This window comes from Pseudomonas sp. RT6P73 (assembly GCF_054897715.1).
On sequence record NZ_JBUBUV010000002.1, the window covers coordinates 2,264,713 to 2,278,464 of the forward strand.

Below are 13,752 nucleotides of genomic sequence, written 5' to 3' on the forward strand. Positions count from 1 at the left end.
GCCGCGGACATTCAGACAAACCCGGTTATCGTTCTTCGCGGGCAAGTCGGATCGCCGCACCGCTCGCTCCTACAGGACCTGCGTCAGGCGCGGTCGATCGTGCGCCGGACCTTGTCCAGCAGCTCATTGATCTGAAACGGCTTGATCAGCATGTCCATGCCTTCGCCCAGGAACACCTGGCGGTTGATCGCATTCTCCGCGTAACCGGTCATGAACAGGATCGGCAGGCCTTCACGCCAACTACGGGCGACATCGGCCAGTTCCCGGCCGTTCATGCGCGGCAGACCCACGTCCGTCAGCATCAGATCAATCGTGGGGTCGTTTTGCAGGCGTTCAAGGGCGCCTTCGATATCGCCCACCTGGGTGCAGCGGTAACCGGCATCCAACAGCACTTCGGCGACAAACATGCGCACCGACGGCATGTCTTCGACAATCAACACATGCTCACCCGAGCCCTGTTGATCGACTGTCGTCTGTTCCGCTTCAGTGGCCGTCGGATCGGCACTGGCGGGCAGCATGATGGTCACTTCGGTGCCACGGCGGGCCACGCTGCGGATGTGCGCATCGCCACCCGATTGTCGGGCGAACCCGTAAATACTCGACAACCCCAACCCGGTGCCCTGGCCCAGTGGCTTGGTGGTAAAAAACGGGTCAAACACCTTGTCGATCACGTTGTGTTCGATGCCCGTCCCGTCATCGCGCACGGACAAGGCGACGTACGCCCCGTCCGCCAGTTTCAAATCACCACGCGAATACGCCGCGTAGGTGCTGACCCAGATATTCCCGCCCTGCGGCAACGCATCGCGCGCGTTGATCACCAGGTTGAGTACGGCACTTTCCAGCTGGATCGGGTCGACGAGGGCAATCGCGGCTTTGGAGGTCAGTTCGAGTTTCAGCGCGATGTGTTCGCCGATGGTACGCGCCAGCAATTCTTCGAGGGACCGGATGTGTTCGTTGATGTCCACCGGCCGGGTATTGAGCGGCTGCTGGCGGGCGAAGGCCAGTAAGCGATGGGTCAGGGAGGCGGCGCTCATGGCCGAGTTCAGTGCCGCTTCGGCATAGAACTGGACCTTGTCGGTACGCGAGTCGACGACCCTTTTCTGGATCAATTCCAGACTGGTAATGATGCCGGTCAGCAGATTGTTGAAGTCATGGGCGATGCCGCCGGTCAGCTTGCCCAATGCGTCCATTTTCTGCACTTGCAGCAACTGGCTCTCGGTGCGCACGCGCGCGGCGATCTCGTGTTCCAGTTGCAACGTGGTGTCGTCGAGCCGCGCCAGGTGCGAGCGTTCGCGGTGGCGGTGTTCGGTGACGTCCTCCACGAACACCAGGCTCAGTTCAGGGGTGCGATACGGCGAAATCTGCCACTCGGTTTCCCGCAGCTCCCCCTCGATCCGCATATTCAGCGTGCCTTTCCAGCGTTCACCCGCGGTCAGGCGTACGCGCAGTTCATCAAGGATCGCTTGCTGTTGGTCGGCGAAGCATTCGCGCAAGGTGTCCGGGTCGCGGTTGTCCTGAATCAGTCGGGAGAAGGCATGATTGCATTCGTGGACTTTGAATTGAGCGTCCAGCACCGCGATGGGCGCCGAGACATTGACGAAAATCTCGCGAAAACGCGCCTCGCTTTCACGCAAAGCGTTTTCCGTATCACGCACCCGCAGCAAGGTGCGCAGGGTCGCCAGCAACACGTCCGGGTCAACGGGATGGATCAGGTAGGCATCGGCCCCGGCGTCGAGGCCGGTGATGATGTCGCCGGTCTGGATCGACGCCGCCGACACGTGAATCACCGGCAGCAACGCCGTGGCAGGTTCCGAACGCAGTTTACGGACAATGTCGAAACCGCTCATGTCGGGCAGGTTGACGTCCAGAATCAGCGCATCGATCAATTCGCTGTCGATCAGCGCCAGGCCGTCGCCGCCGGTTCCGGCCTCCAGCACGATGTAGCCGTGTGGCTCCAGGCGTCGGCGCAGGGCGTAGCGAGTGGCGACGTTGTCATCGACGATCAACAGGCGAATGTCACGTTTCATCGGCAGGCTCCATGGCGATGGCCAGCGGGATGATCACGAAAAAGGTCGAACCGACCCCGGGTGTACTTTCGACCCCGACCTCGCCACCCAGCAGTTCGGCGAAGCGTTTGCACAAGGACAAGCCCAGACCGGTGCCGCGCAGGCGTTTTTGCAGGGGCGAATCGACTTGGGAAAAGTCCTCGAACAATGCCCCATGTAGCTCGGCAGCGATACCTATTCCTGTGTCGCTGACGGCAAAGCGCACATGGCTGGCGCCCTCAAGAGAGGCCGAAACCCGCACTTCACCGCGGGTGGTGAACTTCAGCGAGTTGGAAATGAAGTTGCGCAGGATCTGCGCCAGCTTCTTGTCATCGGTGTACAGGCGCGGCAGACCGACCGGTTCTGCGAAGATCAGGTCGACCGCCGACGCGTCGACGATCGGGCGAAACATGCCGCGCAGGGCGGCGAACAAGTCGAACATGTCGAACCAGGCAGGCGAGATAGTGATGCGCCCGGCCTCGATTTTCGCAAGGTCCAGCAAGTCGTCGACCATGTCGCTCAGCTCCCGCGCGGCGGTGCTGACGAACGCGACCTGCCTGTGTTGCTCGGGGCTCAGCGGGCCGTCGAGTTCATCGGTCAGCAGGCTGGCGATGCTCAGGATCGAGCCCAGCGGCGTGCGAAACTCGTGACTCATGTACGACAGGAAGCGGCTTTTGAGGTCCGACGCCTGACGCAGTTCTTCAGCCTGGGTGTCGAGCTCGGCGTACAACGCGAGCACGCCCTGATTGGTTTCGTCGAGCTCCTCGCGCAACGCTGCGGTTTCGTTCTGCAGGCGCTCGATCAGTGCCGAGGGTTCTTCGATTGGCGGCATGGGCGACTCAGCCATGGGCGGTCTCCAACGCAACGACCAGTACCGTCACATCGTCCCGCCCGCGACAGAAATCGCGATGCAGGACTGCGGCTATCACAGCGGGATGACGGTGCACCAGGCCGGGGTAGTCGTTCAAATTCCAACGGGACTGCAGGCCGTCGCTGTACATGATCAATAGATGTCCGTTCACGTGAGCATAGTCAAAAGGCTGCGCTTTCCGGTATTGCCCGCCGACGATACCCGGATGGGACGCCAGGCCACGGGACTTGTCCAGGCTGATCAGGCTGCCGCCGATGTTACCGATGCCGGTGAATCTGAGTGTGCCATGGTGGCCGTCGAACTGCGCAATCGCCAAGGCGCCGCCCCGGGTACCGATCATGGCCCGGTGAATGTCTTCGAGCAAGAACACCGGCACGGCAAACGGTGCCACGGCGAAGGCTTTTTCTCCGGCGCGGGCGGCGCGTTCGGCTTCTTCGCCATGGCCCAGGCCGTCGATCATCAAGGCACTGATATTGGCCCCGTCGAACGCCAGGTGCCAGACATCGCCGCACGCCGGATCGTCGTGCAGCGAGTGCTGGCTGATGCCGATGCGCAAGTCCGCTGCCTTGCTGGCGCGTGGATACAAACGGGCCAGCAACACGGTGCCGCGTGAGTCGGTGTAAACATCGAAAACGTCCGTCTGGCGCGACACCGCACCCAGGCCGATGCCCTGAGTGCCTCCCGTGGAAAACCCGTCAGCCATGCACGCCTGCAAGTCAAAGCCTTGGGCACGGTCCACCGCAAGCATCTCGATGCCGCTGGCGCTTTTACCGGGCAGGATTCGCAAGTGCAATTCGCCCCGGGTTGCGTGCTTGAGTACGTTGCTGGCCAATTCAGTAGCCACCAGCGCCACGCGGCCGGCGTCCGTTGCGTCGAAACTATGGTCTTCGGCGAGCTTCTGCGCGGTGCGCCGGGCAAAGCCGATCTGGCTGCTGTCCTCGATCAACAGCACTTGGGTCATCGACCCCCCAATGTTCATGTCCATCGGGTGATCGTTATGCGAGTGCCTTTCCCGGGCTCGGTGTCCAGTTCGAACTCCTCCACCAGCCGTTTTGCCCCGGTCAAGCCAAGGCCCAGACCGCTGCCGGAGGTCCAGCCGTCGGTCATGGCCAGTTTGATGTCCGGGATGCCAGGGCCTTCATCGCGAAACGTCAGGCGCAAGCCGACCCTCGAGTTTTCGTCGAGGATCTGCCAGTCCATGTCGCCACCGCCGCCATAGACCATGGTGTTGCGCGCCAGCTCGCTGACGGCGGTCACCAGTTTCGTCAGGTCGATCAGGCGCATGCCGCACTCGGTGGCCAGCTTGCGCGCAGTCTGCCGAGCCAGGACCACATCCTGCTCGATCTGAATGGGCTGAGTGCCGCTGCTGCGCAGGGTCATTGCTTGAGCACTCGTTCATGAAGCAGTTTCATCCCGCGCTCGACGTTCAGCGCGGTGCTGACCCCGGGCAAGGTCAGGCCGAGCTCAACCAGCGTAATCGCCACGGCCGGCTGCATGCCCACCAGCACGGTTTCGGCGTCCATGATTTTCGACAGCCCGGAAATCGTCCCGATCATCCGCCCAATAAACGAATCAACCATGTCCAGCGCGGAGATATCGATCAACACGCCCCGCGCCGAGGTGCTGCTGATGCGCTCCGACAGGTCATCCTGCAAGGTCAGGGCAAGCTGATCGTGCATGTCGACCTGAATGGTCACCAGCAGAAAATCGCCCATTTTTAGAATAGGAATGCGTTCCATCGGCTTATACCGTCTTGCTGACGGTGATTCCCAGACGGGTCAAAGCCAGTTTGAGGGCATCGGCCAGGTTGGCCTTGGTGACCACGCCTTGCAGGTCCAGCCCCAGGTGGACGATGGTCTGGGCGATCTGCGGACGCACGCCGCTGATGATGCAATCGGCACCCATCAGGCGAATCGCGGTCACGGTTTTGAGCAGGTGCTGCGCCACCAGGGTGTCGACGGTCGGCACGCCGGTGATGTCGATGATGGCAATTTCCGAACCGGTATCGACGATCCGTTGCAGCAGCGATTCCATCACCACCTGGGTGCGTTGCGAGTCCAGGGTGCCGATCATCGGCAGGGCGAGTACACCGTCCCAGAGCTTGACCACCGGGGTGGAGAGCTCCAGCAGTTCTTCCTGCTGACGCTTGATCACCGCTTCGCGGGATTTCTGGAAGGTGCGGATGGTGTGCATGCCCAGCGCATCGAGCAGCTCGGACACTTCCAAAAGCTGCTCGGTCAATACAGCGGGAGTGTCTTTGTAGTGGGATTGGAGCAGGGAAAATAGCGGACCTTTCAGCGAAAAGATGAAAGTGGCGGTCTGGTGGGAGTCTTGGCCGAGCAGGGCGCGGCTGTGGGAGAGTTTTTCGAGGAATTGGCGAACTTCGTCCCAGCCCGGCGCGGCGATGTTCGAGCCGTTGCCGTTTTCCAGGCCCGTGACCACCAGCTGAAGAAATTCCGAGGTCTGCTGTTTCAGCTCATGGTCCTTGAGATTACGGTTGGCACCACTGGCTTCCAGGCCACTGTTCCAATCGCCAAGCAGTTGCGCCTGGTTGTTCTTCATCGCGTCGAGTGTGCTGATTTGCATTGCTGCCATGTCCTTGTGCTCCTGAAATTTGACGGGCCGATTCCCCAAAAAACAATGGGCCCGAGTCAGTGACATTTTCCGGGTGAAATAGTTAGTAAGTCGGGCGGGATATTTTTCGTCCTGGCCAGTACTTGCCCGATAACTCTAGTCGGCACAGCCGTCGACGGCGATTTTTTGACCTTTGTCTTGCCGGGTGCCTGTCCATTGAATTGAACCCCTGTCCGAGGATGGCTTCGAACCTTCAAGGCCCCGGCCGTTTGAATCGTGGGCTTGCCGTCACGAGCGAGGTACGTATGAAAGACGAATCGACACAACGACAGGATTCTTCGGGGGCGCCGGTTGACCGTAATGACCCGGCGATTGACCCGCAGACCCCGGGTGAGGGCGCGCCGGGTGGTCAGCGTCAGAGCCAATCCACCGGCTCGCAGAGCGCTGATGCCGATGCAGCGGTGGATCAGAAGAACCACCACACCGACAACGACAATGAGTTCAGCCCTGGTTTCAAACCGACGCCAGACCGGCCAAAACCCGGCGAAGATACTGATGCCGACATCGATACGGATGGCGGCTAGTTTCGTCAGGCTAAAAAAGAGGCCGCATCAATCGATGCGGCCTTCTTTTAGGGGGTTATTTGCTGGGGTGGGCGGCCTGGAGTTTTTTCGCCATATCCAGATGTTTTTCCAGGGCTGGCAACATTTTTTGCGCGAAGCCTTTCAGGTCGGTGGCGCCTTTGACCTTGTCGTCCGTCACCGTGTTGGCTTGTTTCTTGAATAGCTCGATGGTTTCTTCGTGGGCCTTCACTTGGTTATTGGCATAGGCCGCATCGAAGGATTCGTCGCGCATGTCGAGGATTTTTTCCTTGGCCTGCTTCACCAATGTCGTGTCGTCCGGCACCTCAATGTCGTTCTTTTTCGCCAGCGCAGTCAGTTCCTTATTAGCCTTGGTGTGGTCGGTGATTATCATATTGGCGAACGCCTTGATGTCCGCCGATGAGCTTTTTTCCAGGGCCAGTTTGCTGGTTTCGATTTCTGCGATGCCGCCTGCGGCTGCGTTGTCGACAAAGTCATTGGAAGTGGCGGCAAATGCGGTGCCCATGCTGGCGCTCAAGGCTACGGCCAGGGCGAGGTGGCGCAGGGTGAATCCGTCCATTGGTCATTCTCCACACAGGGTTTTGATAAGCGATCGAGGTGATCGTTATTCAATGGAGGCAGGCGTTTGGGCAAAGGTTTTATCGGGATTGCGCCAGGACGACGAACGGACACCGCTGGTCTGATAGGCGGTCGACAGAACCCGTCAACCGAGGCCATTCTGATAGTTGGTGAACGCAATTGATCGCGTTTGCTACCGATCAACAAACGGAGGTGTTCCATGCCGGTGCCACACGACCTTTATCAGGACTTGAAACTCTCAAAGGAAGATATCCAGCAAAAACGCACCAAGGATCCGTTACTGGATTCGCTGATCAACAAGTATTCGCAAGCGGACGCCGAGGTAGTAAGGGCTGAAACCGCACAATCGGATGCGCCCAGCGATGACGCACTGAAGAAACTTAAGGAGAAGCGCGTGCAGGTTAAGCAAAAGATCGTTGATCGGCTCCAAACGCCATCCTGACACGCCTCGCCAACCCACCGACGACCGGTGGCTGAAAAATTGGAACGGTGATCAAAACCGGCACCTCGAAAGATCAGAGTCCGACCCTTTCGACTCCCTGCGAGGTGCCTTATGACCGACCCGAAATTTCCAAGTGAAGAGCAGGGCGGGTTCGACCCGATTCCGACTCATCCTGAACCGTTAAGCCCCGGCCGCACCACGGTCAATCCCGAAGACGAGCCAGGCATCGACGAATTGCCGAACAATGAAGGTGTACGTCCGCTGGACGAGGACGACTCCACCGCGATGGACCCGGAACGGGGGCGCGAGGAGACGGACAACGCCGTACGCGATAACCCAATGGATCCCCGCTAACCCAACTTCACACACAAATCCCCTGTAGGAGCGAGCGGTGCGGCGATCCGACTTGCCCGCGAAGAGGCCTTCACATTCAATATTGATATCGACTGAATAGACGCCTTCGCGGGCAAGCCTCGCTCCTACAGTTGATTTTCGTTATTTCTGGAGGGCGATGGTGAGGGGCAACCGCGCCATGTTCATTGCCTTCAGCGACCCTAGGTACAACCAGTCCCCATACTCGCGCACCGTGGTAATCGGCGAGTAATTGCCGGTACTAGCATCCTGCAGGTTGGCAATCACCTTGCCGTCAAGGTCCAGACCCAGCGCAAAGGCGCGTTTTTCCACGGGTTTGGGCAGCACCGTCATTGCCCGTACGATCATCTTGCGCACGAACGGGTGCGGCGCCGTGGCGTCGAGCAGTGCATTGCGCGGTGCGTAGAGCGCCACCCAGAAGCGGTCGCGGCCATTGAAGGCGAGGTTGTCCGGCAGCCCCGGCAGATTGTCGATAAACACGTCGTGGGTTCCGGCTTTCGGCCCACTCAACCAGAAGCGAGTGATACGGTATGCGCCGGTTTCGTTGACCAGCACAAAGCTATCGTCCGGCCCCAGCGTCACGCCATTGGCAAACTCGAGCTTGTCCAGCAGCACCGTGGTCTTGCCCGTCTGGAAGTCATAGCGCAACAAACGGCCGTCGCCACCGTGCTCGAGGATCGCCTCGCCATCCTTGCCATAGCCCCAGCGGCTTGAGGCGTCGCTGAAATAGGCGTAGTGCCCGGACTTGTCGATGGCCACGTCATCGGTAAAGCCGAAAGGCTCGCTGCCAGCCGCAGTGGTCAGCGGGATCAACCGGCCCTGGGCATCCAGGGACAGCAAACCTTTGACGCCGTCAGCGATCACCAGCAATCCATTCGGGTGGCGTGCCAGGCCCAGCGGCCTGCCGCCGGTATCGGCCAGGACTTTGGTGTCCTTGCCGTCGAGGCTGGTGCGGATCAGCCGGCCGTCGTGCAGCCCGGTGATGAGCACGTTGTCTTCCAGCAGCAGCGCCTCGGGCCCCTCGATGTCCGCCGGGCCGACACGTTCCACCCCTTTGAGGCGCTGATTGTCGGCGTACACACCGCTGGTGAGGGAAGGCGCCGGTGGTGGAGTCCAGGCCACCGGCCGAACCTTGGTCGGGAACAACAGCAGAAAAGCCCCCAGGAGAATGATCAGCAGCAACAGCAGATTACGAAACCTGAAGGCTCTTCTCACACGGTGACTCCTGCCGGAGTCAGGTGTTTTTGCGCCATCTCGCGCAACGCCAGCATCGACGCTGCGGATTCGCGTTCGATGCGCCGCTTGAGCAGCAATTTATTGGTGATACGCATCGCCAGGCCACTGAACTGATACTCCAGCGTGCGCACAAAGCGTGTGCCTTGACCCTGCGCCTCGCATTCGTAGGTCACGACCAGCGACAACCCATGATCACCGCGCGCCCAGGCACTCCAGCGCCGTCCTGGCAGGTATTCGTTGACCTCCCAGCTCAAGTGCCCCGTACGCCCGCCGGCACGGATGTCTTCCTCGAACCGCTGGCCGGCATGCAGCGGGCCACCTTGCCCCTCGACCTTGAGGGAGGACGGATGCCACTCCGGCCAACGGGTGACGGTGCTGGCATAGGCGAGCACTTCAATCGGATTTCCAGCGATGGCGATCTGGTGCTGCATGCGGGTCATGGTCGTTCTCGTCAGGGGCGGGGTGTCATGCTCCGGTTCCCAGTACAGGGTGCCGAACAGGTAGTCCATCAGCGGAAAAACGATATTGAAATTGCGCTCCTGCATCAGCTCGCGACGGTGATGCAGTTCATGCAGGCGCCGCATCTGGCGGATCCACGGCAGACGCGTGACCGGGTTTTCGGGGGGCAAGTGCTCGCAGGCATGAAACACCTCGTACATCAGGTAACCGAGGACCAGACAGCCACCGAACAGTCCGGCGACGTTGGCATCGAACTGCTTGAACAGCCACCAAAGGGGCAGAGTGATGAGGACGGTGTGCACCACGATCAGCCAGGCCGGGAACAGAATCACCCGCCAGTCCCGAGCGCTGTCGTAGGTCATGTGGCCGGGGGCGAAAAAGCTGTGATGGTCGCCGGCATGGCGGGCGTAGAACATCCGCGCGAAGCTCTTTTTGTGATGCCCCAGATGCCGATGCACCATGTACACGCCGAAGTTGAAGAACAACAGCGTCAGTGGCACCGCCAGCCATTCCAGCGGTTGGACCTGATGCACGGTGCTCCAGAACCCGCCGATAGCCAGCAAGCCGAACAGCAGCACAAAGGCGCCGTGCAGCCATGGGTTGTAGCGGGGATGAATGTCAGCGCGATAGCGGCTGCGAAATGCCTGGGTGGTCTGCCTCACTGCGGTCACCTCTGGTTATTGTTAACCAGCAGATTAGCTGATCTGCCCGCACTGGCTTGAGCAAACCTGAAGGACACAAGCGCCATGATCCGGTGTATTCAGGTCAGCGGGTTCCAGCGCTGGGACCAGTCGTCGTCGGTCTTGATCACTTCACGCAACAGATCGAAGGCCCGTTGCAGGGTCGCCGAGTCGCGATCGCGCGAATAAACCAAATAGGTCGGGTAACTGAATTCCGGGGCTTTGGGCACGGGCTCCAGCACGCCGCTTTCCAGGTAACTCTGGACCACGCGGGTGCGGAAGTAGCCGCTGCCGCCGTTTTCCAGGATGTATTGCAGGGCCAGTGGCCCGAGGTTGAAGCTCAGGGCTGCCTTGGCTTTTTCTGGCAGGGCGGAATCGTGCTGGCGGCGGAAGTCCGGGCCCCAGTCGATGTACACGTAAGGATCAGGGCGCCCGGCGAGGCGTACGAGGATGAGTTTTTCTTCGAGGATCTGTTCGACCTGCAGACGCGGCCAATACTCGGGCTGATAGACCAGCGCCGCGTCCAGCACCCCCAGTTCCAGTTGGCGCAACAGGTTCTCGCCGTCACGGATTTCCATGCGCAAGGCGTGGCTGGGGATTTTCTCGCGCAGTTCGCCGGCCCAGCTGAGCATCAGCGGATTGCACAGACTGACTTCACCGCCGATGTGCAGCACGTCGCGGTAACCCTCGGGCAACGGCAAGTCCCGACGCGCCGCTTCCCAAGTCTCGACCAGTTGATTGGCGTACACCACAAAGGCCTCGCCGTTGGGCGTCAGGCGCGCACCGGCGCGGTTGCGCACGAACAGCGTGCTGGCCAGCTGGCTCTCGAGTTTTTGCACGCGCGCGGTGATTGCGGTCTGGGTGACGTGGAGTTTTTCAGCGGCGGCGGCAAGGCTGCCGTGGCGGACAATTTCCAGAAAGGTGCGAGCGAGATCGATGTCCATGGGGCAGCCGGTGCGGGGAGTGCAGGCATTGTAAACGGATACGCGTGGGCCGGCTTATGTAGCAGCTGGCGAAGCCTGCGTTCGGCTCGGGCCGCGTTCGGACGAAGCAGTCGCGAGTTTGGCTATCTCGGTCTGCCTGAAACACCGCGGGGTCTGAATTTACGACTGCTGCGCAGCCGAACGCAGCCTTCGGCAGCTGCTACAGGGTCTGTTCAGTTATGGGGCGCGGCGAAGCACTACACTGCAACCGTCTCTAGCCCAACGGCGCCCCCCATGACGGCAAAGCACGCAGCAAATATCCTCGATACGACTGAAGGCCTGCGCCTGGCCGGCCGCGATGCCGAGGCCTGGCGCGAATGGGGGCCTTACTTGAGCGAGCGCCAATGGGGCACGGTGCGCGAGGACTACAGCGCCGATGGCGATGCCTGGCGTTATTTTCCCCATGATCACGCCCGCAGCCGTGCCTATCGATGGGGCGAGGACGGGCTTGCCGGGTTTTGCGACAAGGCTCAACACTGGTGCCTGGGGCTGGGCCTGTGGAACGAGCGTGACCCGATTCTCAAAGAGCGTCTGTTTGGCCTGAACAACGCCGAAGGCAATCACGGCGAGGACGTCAAAGAACTGTATTTCTACGTCGATGGCGTGCCAAGTCATGCGTACATGCGCATGCTCTACAAATACCCGCACGCCGAATTCCCCTATGCCGACCTAGTGGCCGAAAACGCTCGCCGTGGCCTGGCCGACACCGAGTACGAAATCCTCGACACCGGCGTGTTCGAGGACAACCGTTATTTCGACGTGACGGTGGAGTACGCCAAACACGCGGCCGATGACCTCTTCATGCGCGTCACCGTGCACAACCGGGCCGATCAGCCGGCACGGCTGCACGTGTTGCCGCAGCTCTGGGCACGCAACACCTGGAGCTGGGCGGCGGACGAGCCACCACCGAGCCTCACGCTGAGTGGTGATGAGGTCCTGGCCCGGCACCCGCAACTCGCCGATCGACAGGCCAGCGCCTGGGGCGAGGAGGACTGCCAATGGCTGTTCTGCAACAACGAGAGCAACCTCCCCAAACTCGATGGCGTGGCAGCGAGCGGTCCATTCAAAGATGGAATCAACGATTTTCTGGTCGCGGGCAATAACGGTGCGATCCGCCATGATGCTGGCACTCGGGTAGCGGCGCACTTCACCCTGGATTTTGAAGCAGACCAGAGCCGATGCGTGTACCTGCGGTTCGCTCCGGCCGGCGCGGTTCAGGTCAACGCCAAAGCACTGTTCGAACGGCGTCGCAGCGAAGCCGATGATTTTTACGCGGCCCTGCAAGCCGGTATCGGCGATGCGGATGCGCGCAACGTTCAGCGTCAAGCCCTGGCCGGGTTGCTCTGGTCGAAACAGCTGTATTACTTCGACGTCAATCAGTGGCTCGACGGCGATCCGGCTCAGCCTTCGCCACCGCCCGGGCGTTCGCACAGGCGCAATACCCATTGGCGCCACCTGTCGAACTTCGACATCGTGTCCATGCCAGACACCTGGGAATACCCGTGGTACGCCTCGTGGGATCTGGGCTTTCAGGCCGTGGCGTTCGCGCTGATCGATCCCGGATTCGCCAAGCATCAGTTACTGCTGCTGGTCAAAGACCGCTTCATGCACCCAAACGGCCAGTTACCGGCCTACGAGTGGCGTTTCGATGACGCCAACCCGCCGGTGCATGCCTGGGCCTGTTGGCGGGTGTATCAGCAGGACAAGGCGCTGACTGGAACAGGGGACATGGATTTCCTTGAGCGAATCTTCCACAAACTGCTGCTGAACTTTTCCTGGTGGGTCAATCGCAAGGACGCCGAAGGCCGCAACCTGTTCCAGGGCGGTTTCCTGGGGCTGGACAACATTGCCCTGTTCGACCGTTCGGCGCTGTTGCCGCCCGGCTATCAGCTCGACCAGGCGGACGGTACGGCGTGGGTCGCCGCCTACGCGCTGGACCTGATGCGCATCGCTCTGGAGCTGGCCAAACGCAACGCTGTATACGTCGATATTGCGGTGAAGTTCTTCGAACACTTCCTCTACATCGCCGGGGCCATCAATCGGGTCGACTCCGATGCCGAAGGCTTGTGGGACGAACAGGATCACTTCTTCTACGACGTCCTGCATCGCCCCGAAGGCGTGAATGAGCCACTACGTTTGCGCTCGATCGTCGGCCTGATGCCGCTGTTTGCCGTGCAAGTGCTGGAGCAACACGAGCATGAGGGGCTACCCGGTTTGCGTGAGCGTTTGCTCGGTTTCATGCGGCATCGCCCGGACCTCGCCAGCCTGGTTTCACGCTGGACCGAACCGGGCGAAGGTAATCGGATGCTGCTGGCGTTGCTGCGTGGCGAGCGCACCAAGGACCTGCTCAAACGCATGCTTGATGAAAGCGAGTTTCTCTCCGAATTCGGTATTCGCTCATTGTCCAAAGCCTTCGCCGAACAGCCATTCGGCCTGCAAATCAATGGCGAACGGCTCTGTGCCCATTACGAACCGGCAGAGTCCGAATCGCGCCTGTATGGCGGTAACTCCAACTGGCGCGGGCCAGTGTGGATGCCGATCAACTACATGCTGATCGAATCCCTGCGCGAGTTTCATCGCTATTACGATCAGAACTTTTCGGTGGAATACCCTACGGGGTCGGGGTTTCTGGCGTCGCTGGAGGAAGTGGCCGACAGCTTGAGCCAACGACTGACCCGGCTTGTGCTGCGCGATGAAGAGGGCAATCGGCCGTCAATGGCGGCGTATCCGCAGTTGCAGGCTGACCCCGCCAGCCGCGATCTGGTGCTGTTCCATGAGTATTTTCATGGGGAAACCGGACGCGGATTGGGGGCCAGCCACCAGACGGGATGGAGCGCGCTTATCGCGCTGTTGTTGCAGCCTTGACAGCGCAAGTGCGGAGATTTCTGACCAACGCAGCACCCCTGTGG

General features: G+C 60.6%; 14 protein-coding genes. 4 read left to right on the top strand and 10 right to left on the bottom strand.

Annotated elements, in window-relative coordinates; translation table 11 throughout:
• Window positions 1-83 precede the first annotated feature (83 nt).
• From ACYZT6_RS11155 to ACYZT6_RS11180, 6 genes are read right to left on the bottom strand one after another with little or no spacing between them, the layout of a single operon-like run.
• On the bottom strand, window positions 84-2,027 hold the full coding sequence (locus ACYZT6_RS11155; RefSeq protein ID WP_462026929.1) for a response regulator: 1,944 nt from the start codon (window positions 2,025-2,027) through the stop codon (window positions 84-86).
• Window positions 2,017-2,892 carry a sensor histidine kinase gene (locus ACYZT6_RS11160; protein WP_462026930.1) on the bottom strand — a complete coding sequence of 292 codons (876 nt, stop codon included), beginning with the start codon at window positions 2,890-2,892 and terminating at the stop codon, window positions 2,017-2,019. Before ACYZT6_RS11160 ends, ACYZT6_RS11155 begins: the two co-directional genes overlap by 11 nt.
• Complete coding sequence (locus tag ACYZT6_RS11165; RefSeq protein WP_462029935.1) at window positions 2,885-3,895, bottom strand: ATP-binding protein; 1,011 nt, start codon at window positions 3,893-3,895, stop codon at window positions 2,885-2,887. The genes ACYZT6_RS11160 and ACYZT6_RS11165 overlap by 8 nt, the downstream gene beginning before the upstream one ends.
• Window positions 3,892-4,296 carry an anti-sigma regulatory factor gene (locus ACYZT6_RS11170; protein ID WP_461958583.1) on the bottom strand — a complete coding sequence of 135 codons (405 nt, stop codon included), beginning with the start codon at window positions 4,294-4,296 and terminating at the stop codon, window positions 3,892-3,894. The genes ACYZT6_RS11165 and ACYZT6_RS11170 overlap by 4 nt, the downstream gene beginning before the upstream one ends.
• Entirely contained in the window at window positions 4,293-4,655 is a 363-nt protein-coding gene (locus tag ACYZT6_RS11175; RefSeq protein WP_462026931.1) for an STAS domain-containing protein, read from the bottom strand. Before ACYZT6_RS11175 ends, ACYZT6_RS11170 begins: the two co-directional genes overlap by 4 nt.
• 4 nt (window positions 4,656-4,659) lie before the next feature.
• On the bottom strand, window positions 4,660-5,511 hold the full coding sequence (locus tag ACYZT6_RS11180; RefSeq protein WP_462026932.1) for an STAS domain-containing protein: 852 nt from the start codon (window positions 5,509-5,511) through the stop codon (window positions 4,660-4,662).
• Window positions 5,512-5,795: 284 nt separating this feature from the next.
• Between ACYZT6_RS11180 and ACYZT6_RS11185 the strand changes: the two genes are divergently transcribed.
• Complete coding sequence (locus tag ACYZT6_RS11185; RefSeq protein WP_462026933.1) at window positions 5,796-6,074, top strand: hypothetical protein; 279 nt, start codon at window positions 5,796-5,798, stop codon at window positions 6,072-6,074.
• Window positions 6,075-6,129: 55 nt separating this feature from the next.
• On the opposite strand, the gene ACYZT6_RS11190 is transcribed toward ACYZT6_RS11185, so the two are convergent.
• The gene (locus tag ACYZT6_RS11190; protein ID WP_462026934.1) at window positions 6,130-6,651 is read right to left on the bottom strand and encodes a DUF4142 domain-containing protein; all 522 of its coding nucleotides are present in this window, start codon (window positions 6,649-6,651) and stop codon (window positions 6,130-6,132) included.
• A gap of 219 nt (window positions 6,652-6,870) precedes the next feature.
• Between ACYZT6_RS11190 and ACYZT6_RS11195 the strand changes: the two genes are divergently transcribed.
• Window positions 6,871-7,113 carry a hypothetical protein gene (locus tag ACYZT6_RS11195; RefSeq protein ID WP_462026935.1) on the top strand — a complete coding sequence of 81 codons (243 nt, stop codon included), beginning with the start codon at window positions 6,871-6,873 and terminating at the stop codon, window positions 7,111-7,113.
• A 111-nt stretch (window positions 7,114-7,224) separates the two neighbouring features.
• Window positions 7,225-7,467 carry a hypothetical protein gene (locus ACYZT6_RS11200; protein ID WP_462026936.1) on the top strand — a complete coding sequence of 81 codons (243 nt, stop codon included), beginning with the start codon at window positions 7,225-7,227 and terminating at the stop codon, window positions 7,465-7,467.
• 141 nt (window positions 7,468-7,608) lie between these two features.
• Here ACYZT6_RS11200 and ACYZT6_RS11205 read toward each other — a convergent pair whose 3' ends face one another.
• The 3 genes from ACYZT6_RS11205 to ACYZT6_RS11215 form a co-directional block, all read right to left on the bottom strand.
• Window positions 7,609-8,700, bottom strand: a complete 1,092-nt coding sequence (locus ACYZT6_RS11205) for an SMP-30/gluconolactonase/LRE family protein (protein ID WP_462026937.1) — start codon at window positions 8,698-8,700, stop codon at window positions 7,609-7,611.
• The gene (locus ACYZT6_RS11210; RefSeq protein ID WP_462026938.1) at window positions 8,697-9,842 is read right to left on the bottom strand and encodes a sterol desaturase/SRPBCC family protein; all 1,146 of its coding nucleotides are present in this window, start codon (window positions 9,840-9,842) and stop codon (window positions 8,697-8,699) included. The genes ACYZT6_RS11205 and ACYZT6_RS11210 overlap by 4 nt, the downstream gene beginning before the upstream one ends.
• Window positions 9,843-9,940: 98 nt before the next feature.
• A complete protein-coding gene (locus ACYZT6_RS11215) occupies window positions 9,941-10,804 on the bottom strand; it encodes a LysR family transcriptional regulator (RefSeq protein WP_462026939.1) in 864 nt (287 codons plus the stop codon).
• A gap of 273 nt (window positions 10,805-11,077) precedes the next feature.
• Between ACYZT6_RS11215 and ACYZT6_RS11220 the strand changes: the two genes are divergently transcribed.
• The gene (locus tag ACYZT6_RS11220; protein WP_462026940.1) at window positions 11,078-13,708 is read left to right on the top strand and encodes an MGH1-like glycoside hydrolase domain-containing protein; all 2,631 of its coding nucleotides are present in this window, start codon (window positions 11,078-11,080) and stop codon (window positions 13,706-13,708) included.
• The last annotated feature ends 44 nt before the right edge of the window (window positions 13,709-13,752 follow it).

Bases quoted from the DNA above. Each gene is read 5' to 3' on its own strand.
- ACYZT6_RS11155 (WP_462026929.1), bottom strand. From the start codon at position 2,027: ATGAAACGTGACATTCGCCTGTTGATCGTCGATGACAACGTCGCCACT.
- ACYZT6_RS11160 (WP_462026930.1), bottom strand. From the start codon at position 2,892: ATGGCTGAGTCGCCCATGCCGCCAATCGAAGAACCCTCGGCACTGATC.
- ACYZT6_RS11165 (WP_462029935.1), bottom strand. From the start codon at position 3,895: ATGAACATTGGGGGGTCGATGACCCAAGTGCTGTTGATCGAGGACAGC.
- ACYZT6_RS11170 (WP_461958583.1), bottom strand. From the start codon at position 4,296: ATGACCCTGCGCAGCAGCGGCACTCAGCCCATTCAGATCGAGCAGGAT.
- ACYZT6_RS11175 (WP_462026931.1), bottom strand. From the start codon at position 4,655: ATGGAACGCATTCCTATTCTAAAAATGGGCGATTTTCTGCTGGTGACC.
- ACYZT6_RS11180 (WP_462026932.1), bottom strand. From the start codon at position 5,511: ATGGCAGCAATGCAAATCAGCACACTCGACGCGATGAAGAACAACCAG.
- ACYZT6_RS11185 (WP_462026933.1), top strand. From the start codon at position 5,796: ATGAAAGACGAATCGACACAACGACAGGATTCTTCGGGGGCGCCGGTT.
- ACYZT6_RS11190 (WP_462026934.1), bottom strand. From the start codon at position 6,651: ATGGACGGATTCACCCTGCGCCACCTCGCCCTGGCCGTAGCCTTGAGC.
- ACYZT6_RS11195 (WP_462026935.1), top strand. From the start codon at position 6,871: ATGCCGGTGCCACACGACCTTTATCAGGACTTGAAACTCTCAAAGGAA.
- ACYZT6_RS11200 (WP_462026936.1), top strand. From the start codon at position 7,225: ATGACCGACCCGAAATTTCCAAGTGAAGAGCAGGGCGGGTTCGACCCG.
- ACYZT6_RS11215 (WP_462026939.1), bottom strand. From the start codon at position 10,804: ATGGACATCGATCTCGCTCGCACCTTTCTGGAAATTGTCCGCCACGGC.
- ACYZT6_RS11220 (WP_462026940.1), top strand. From the start codon at position 11,078: ATGACGGCAAAGCACGCAGCAAATATCCTCGATACGACTGAAGGCCTG.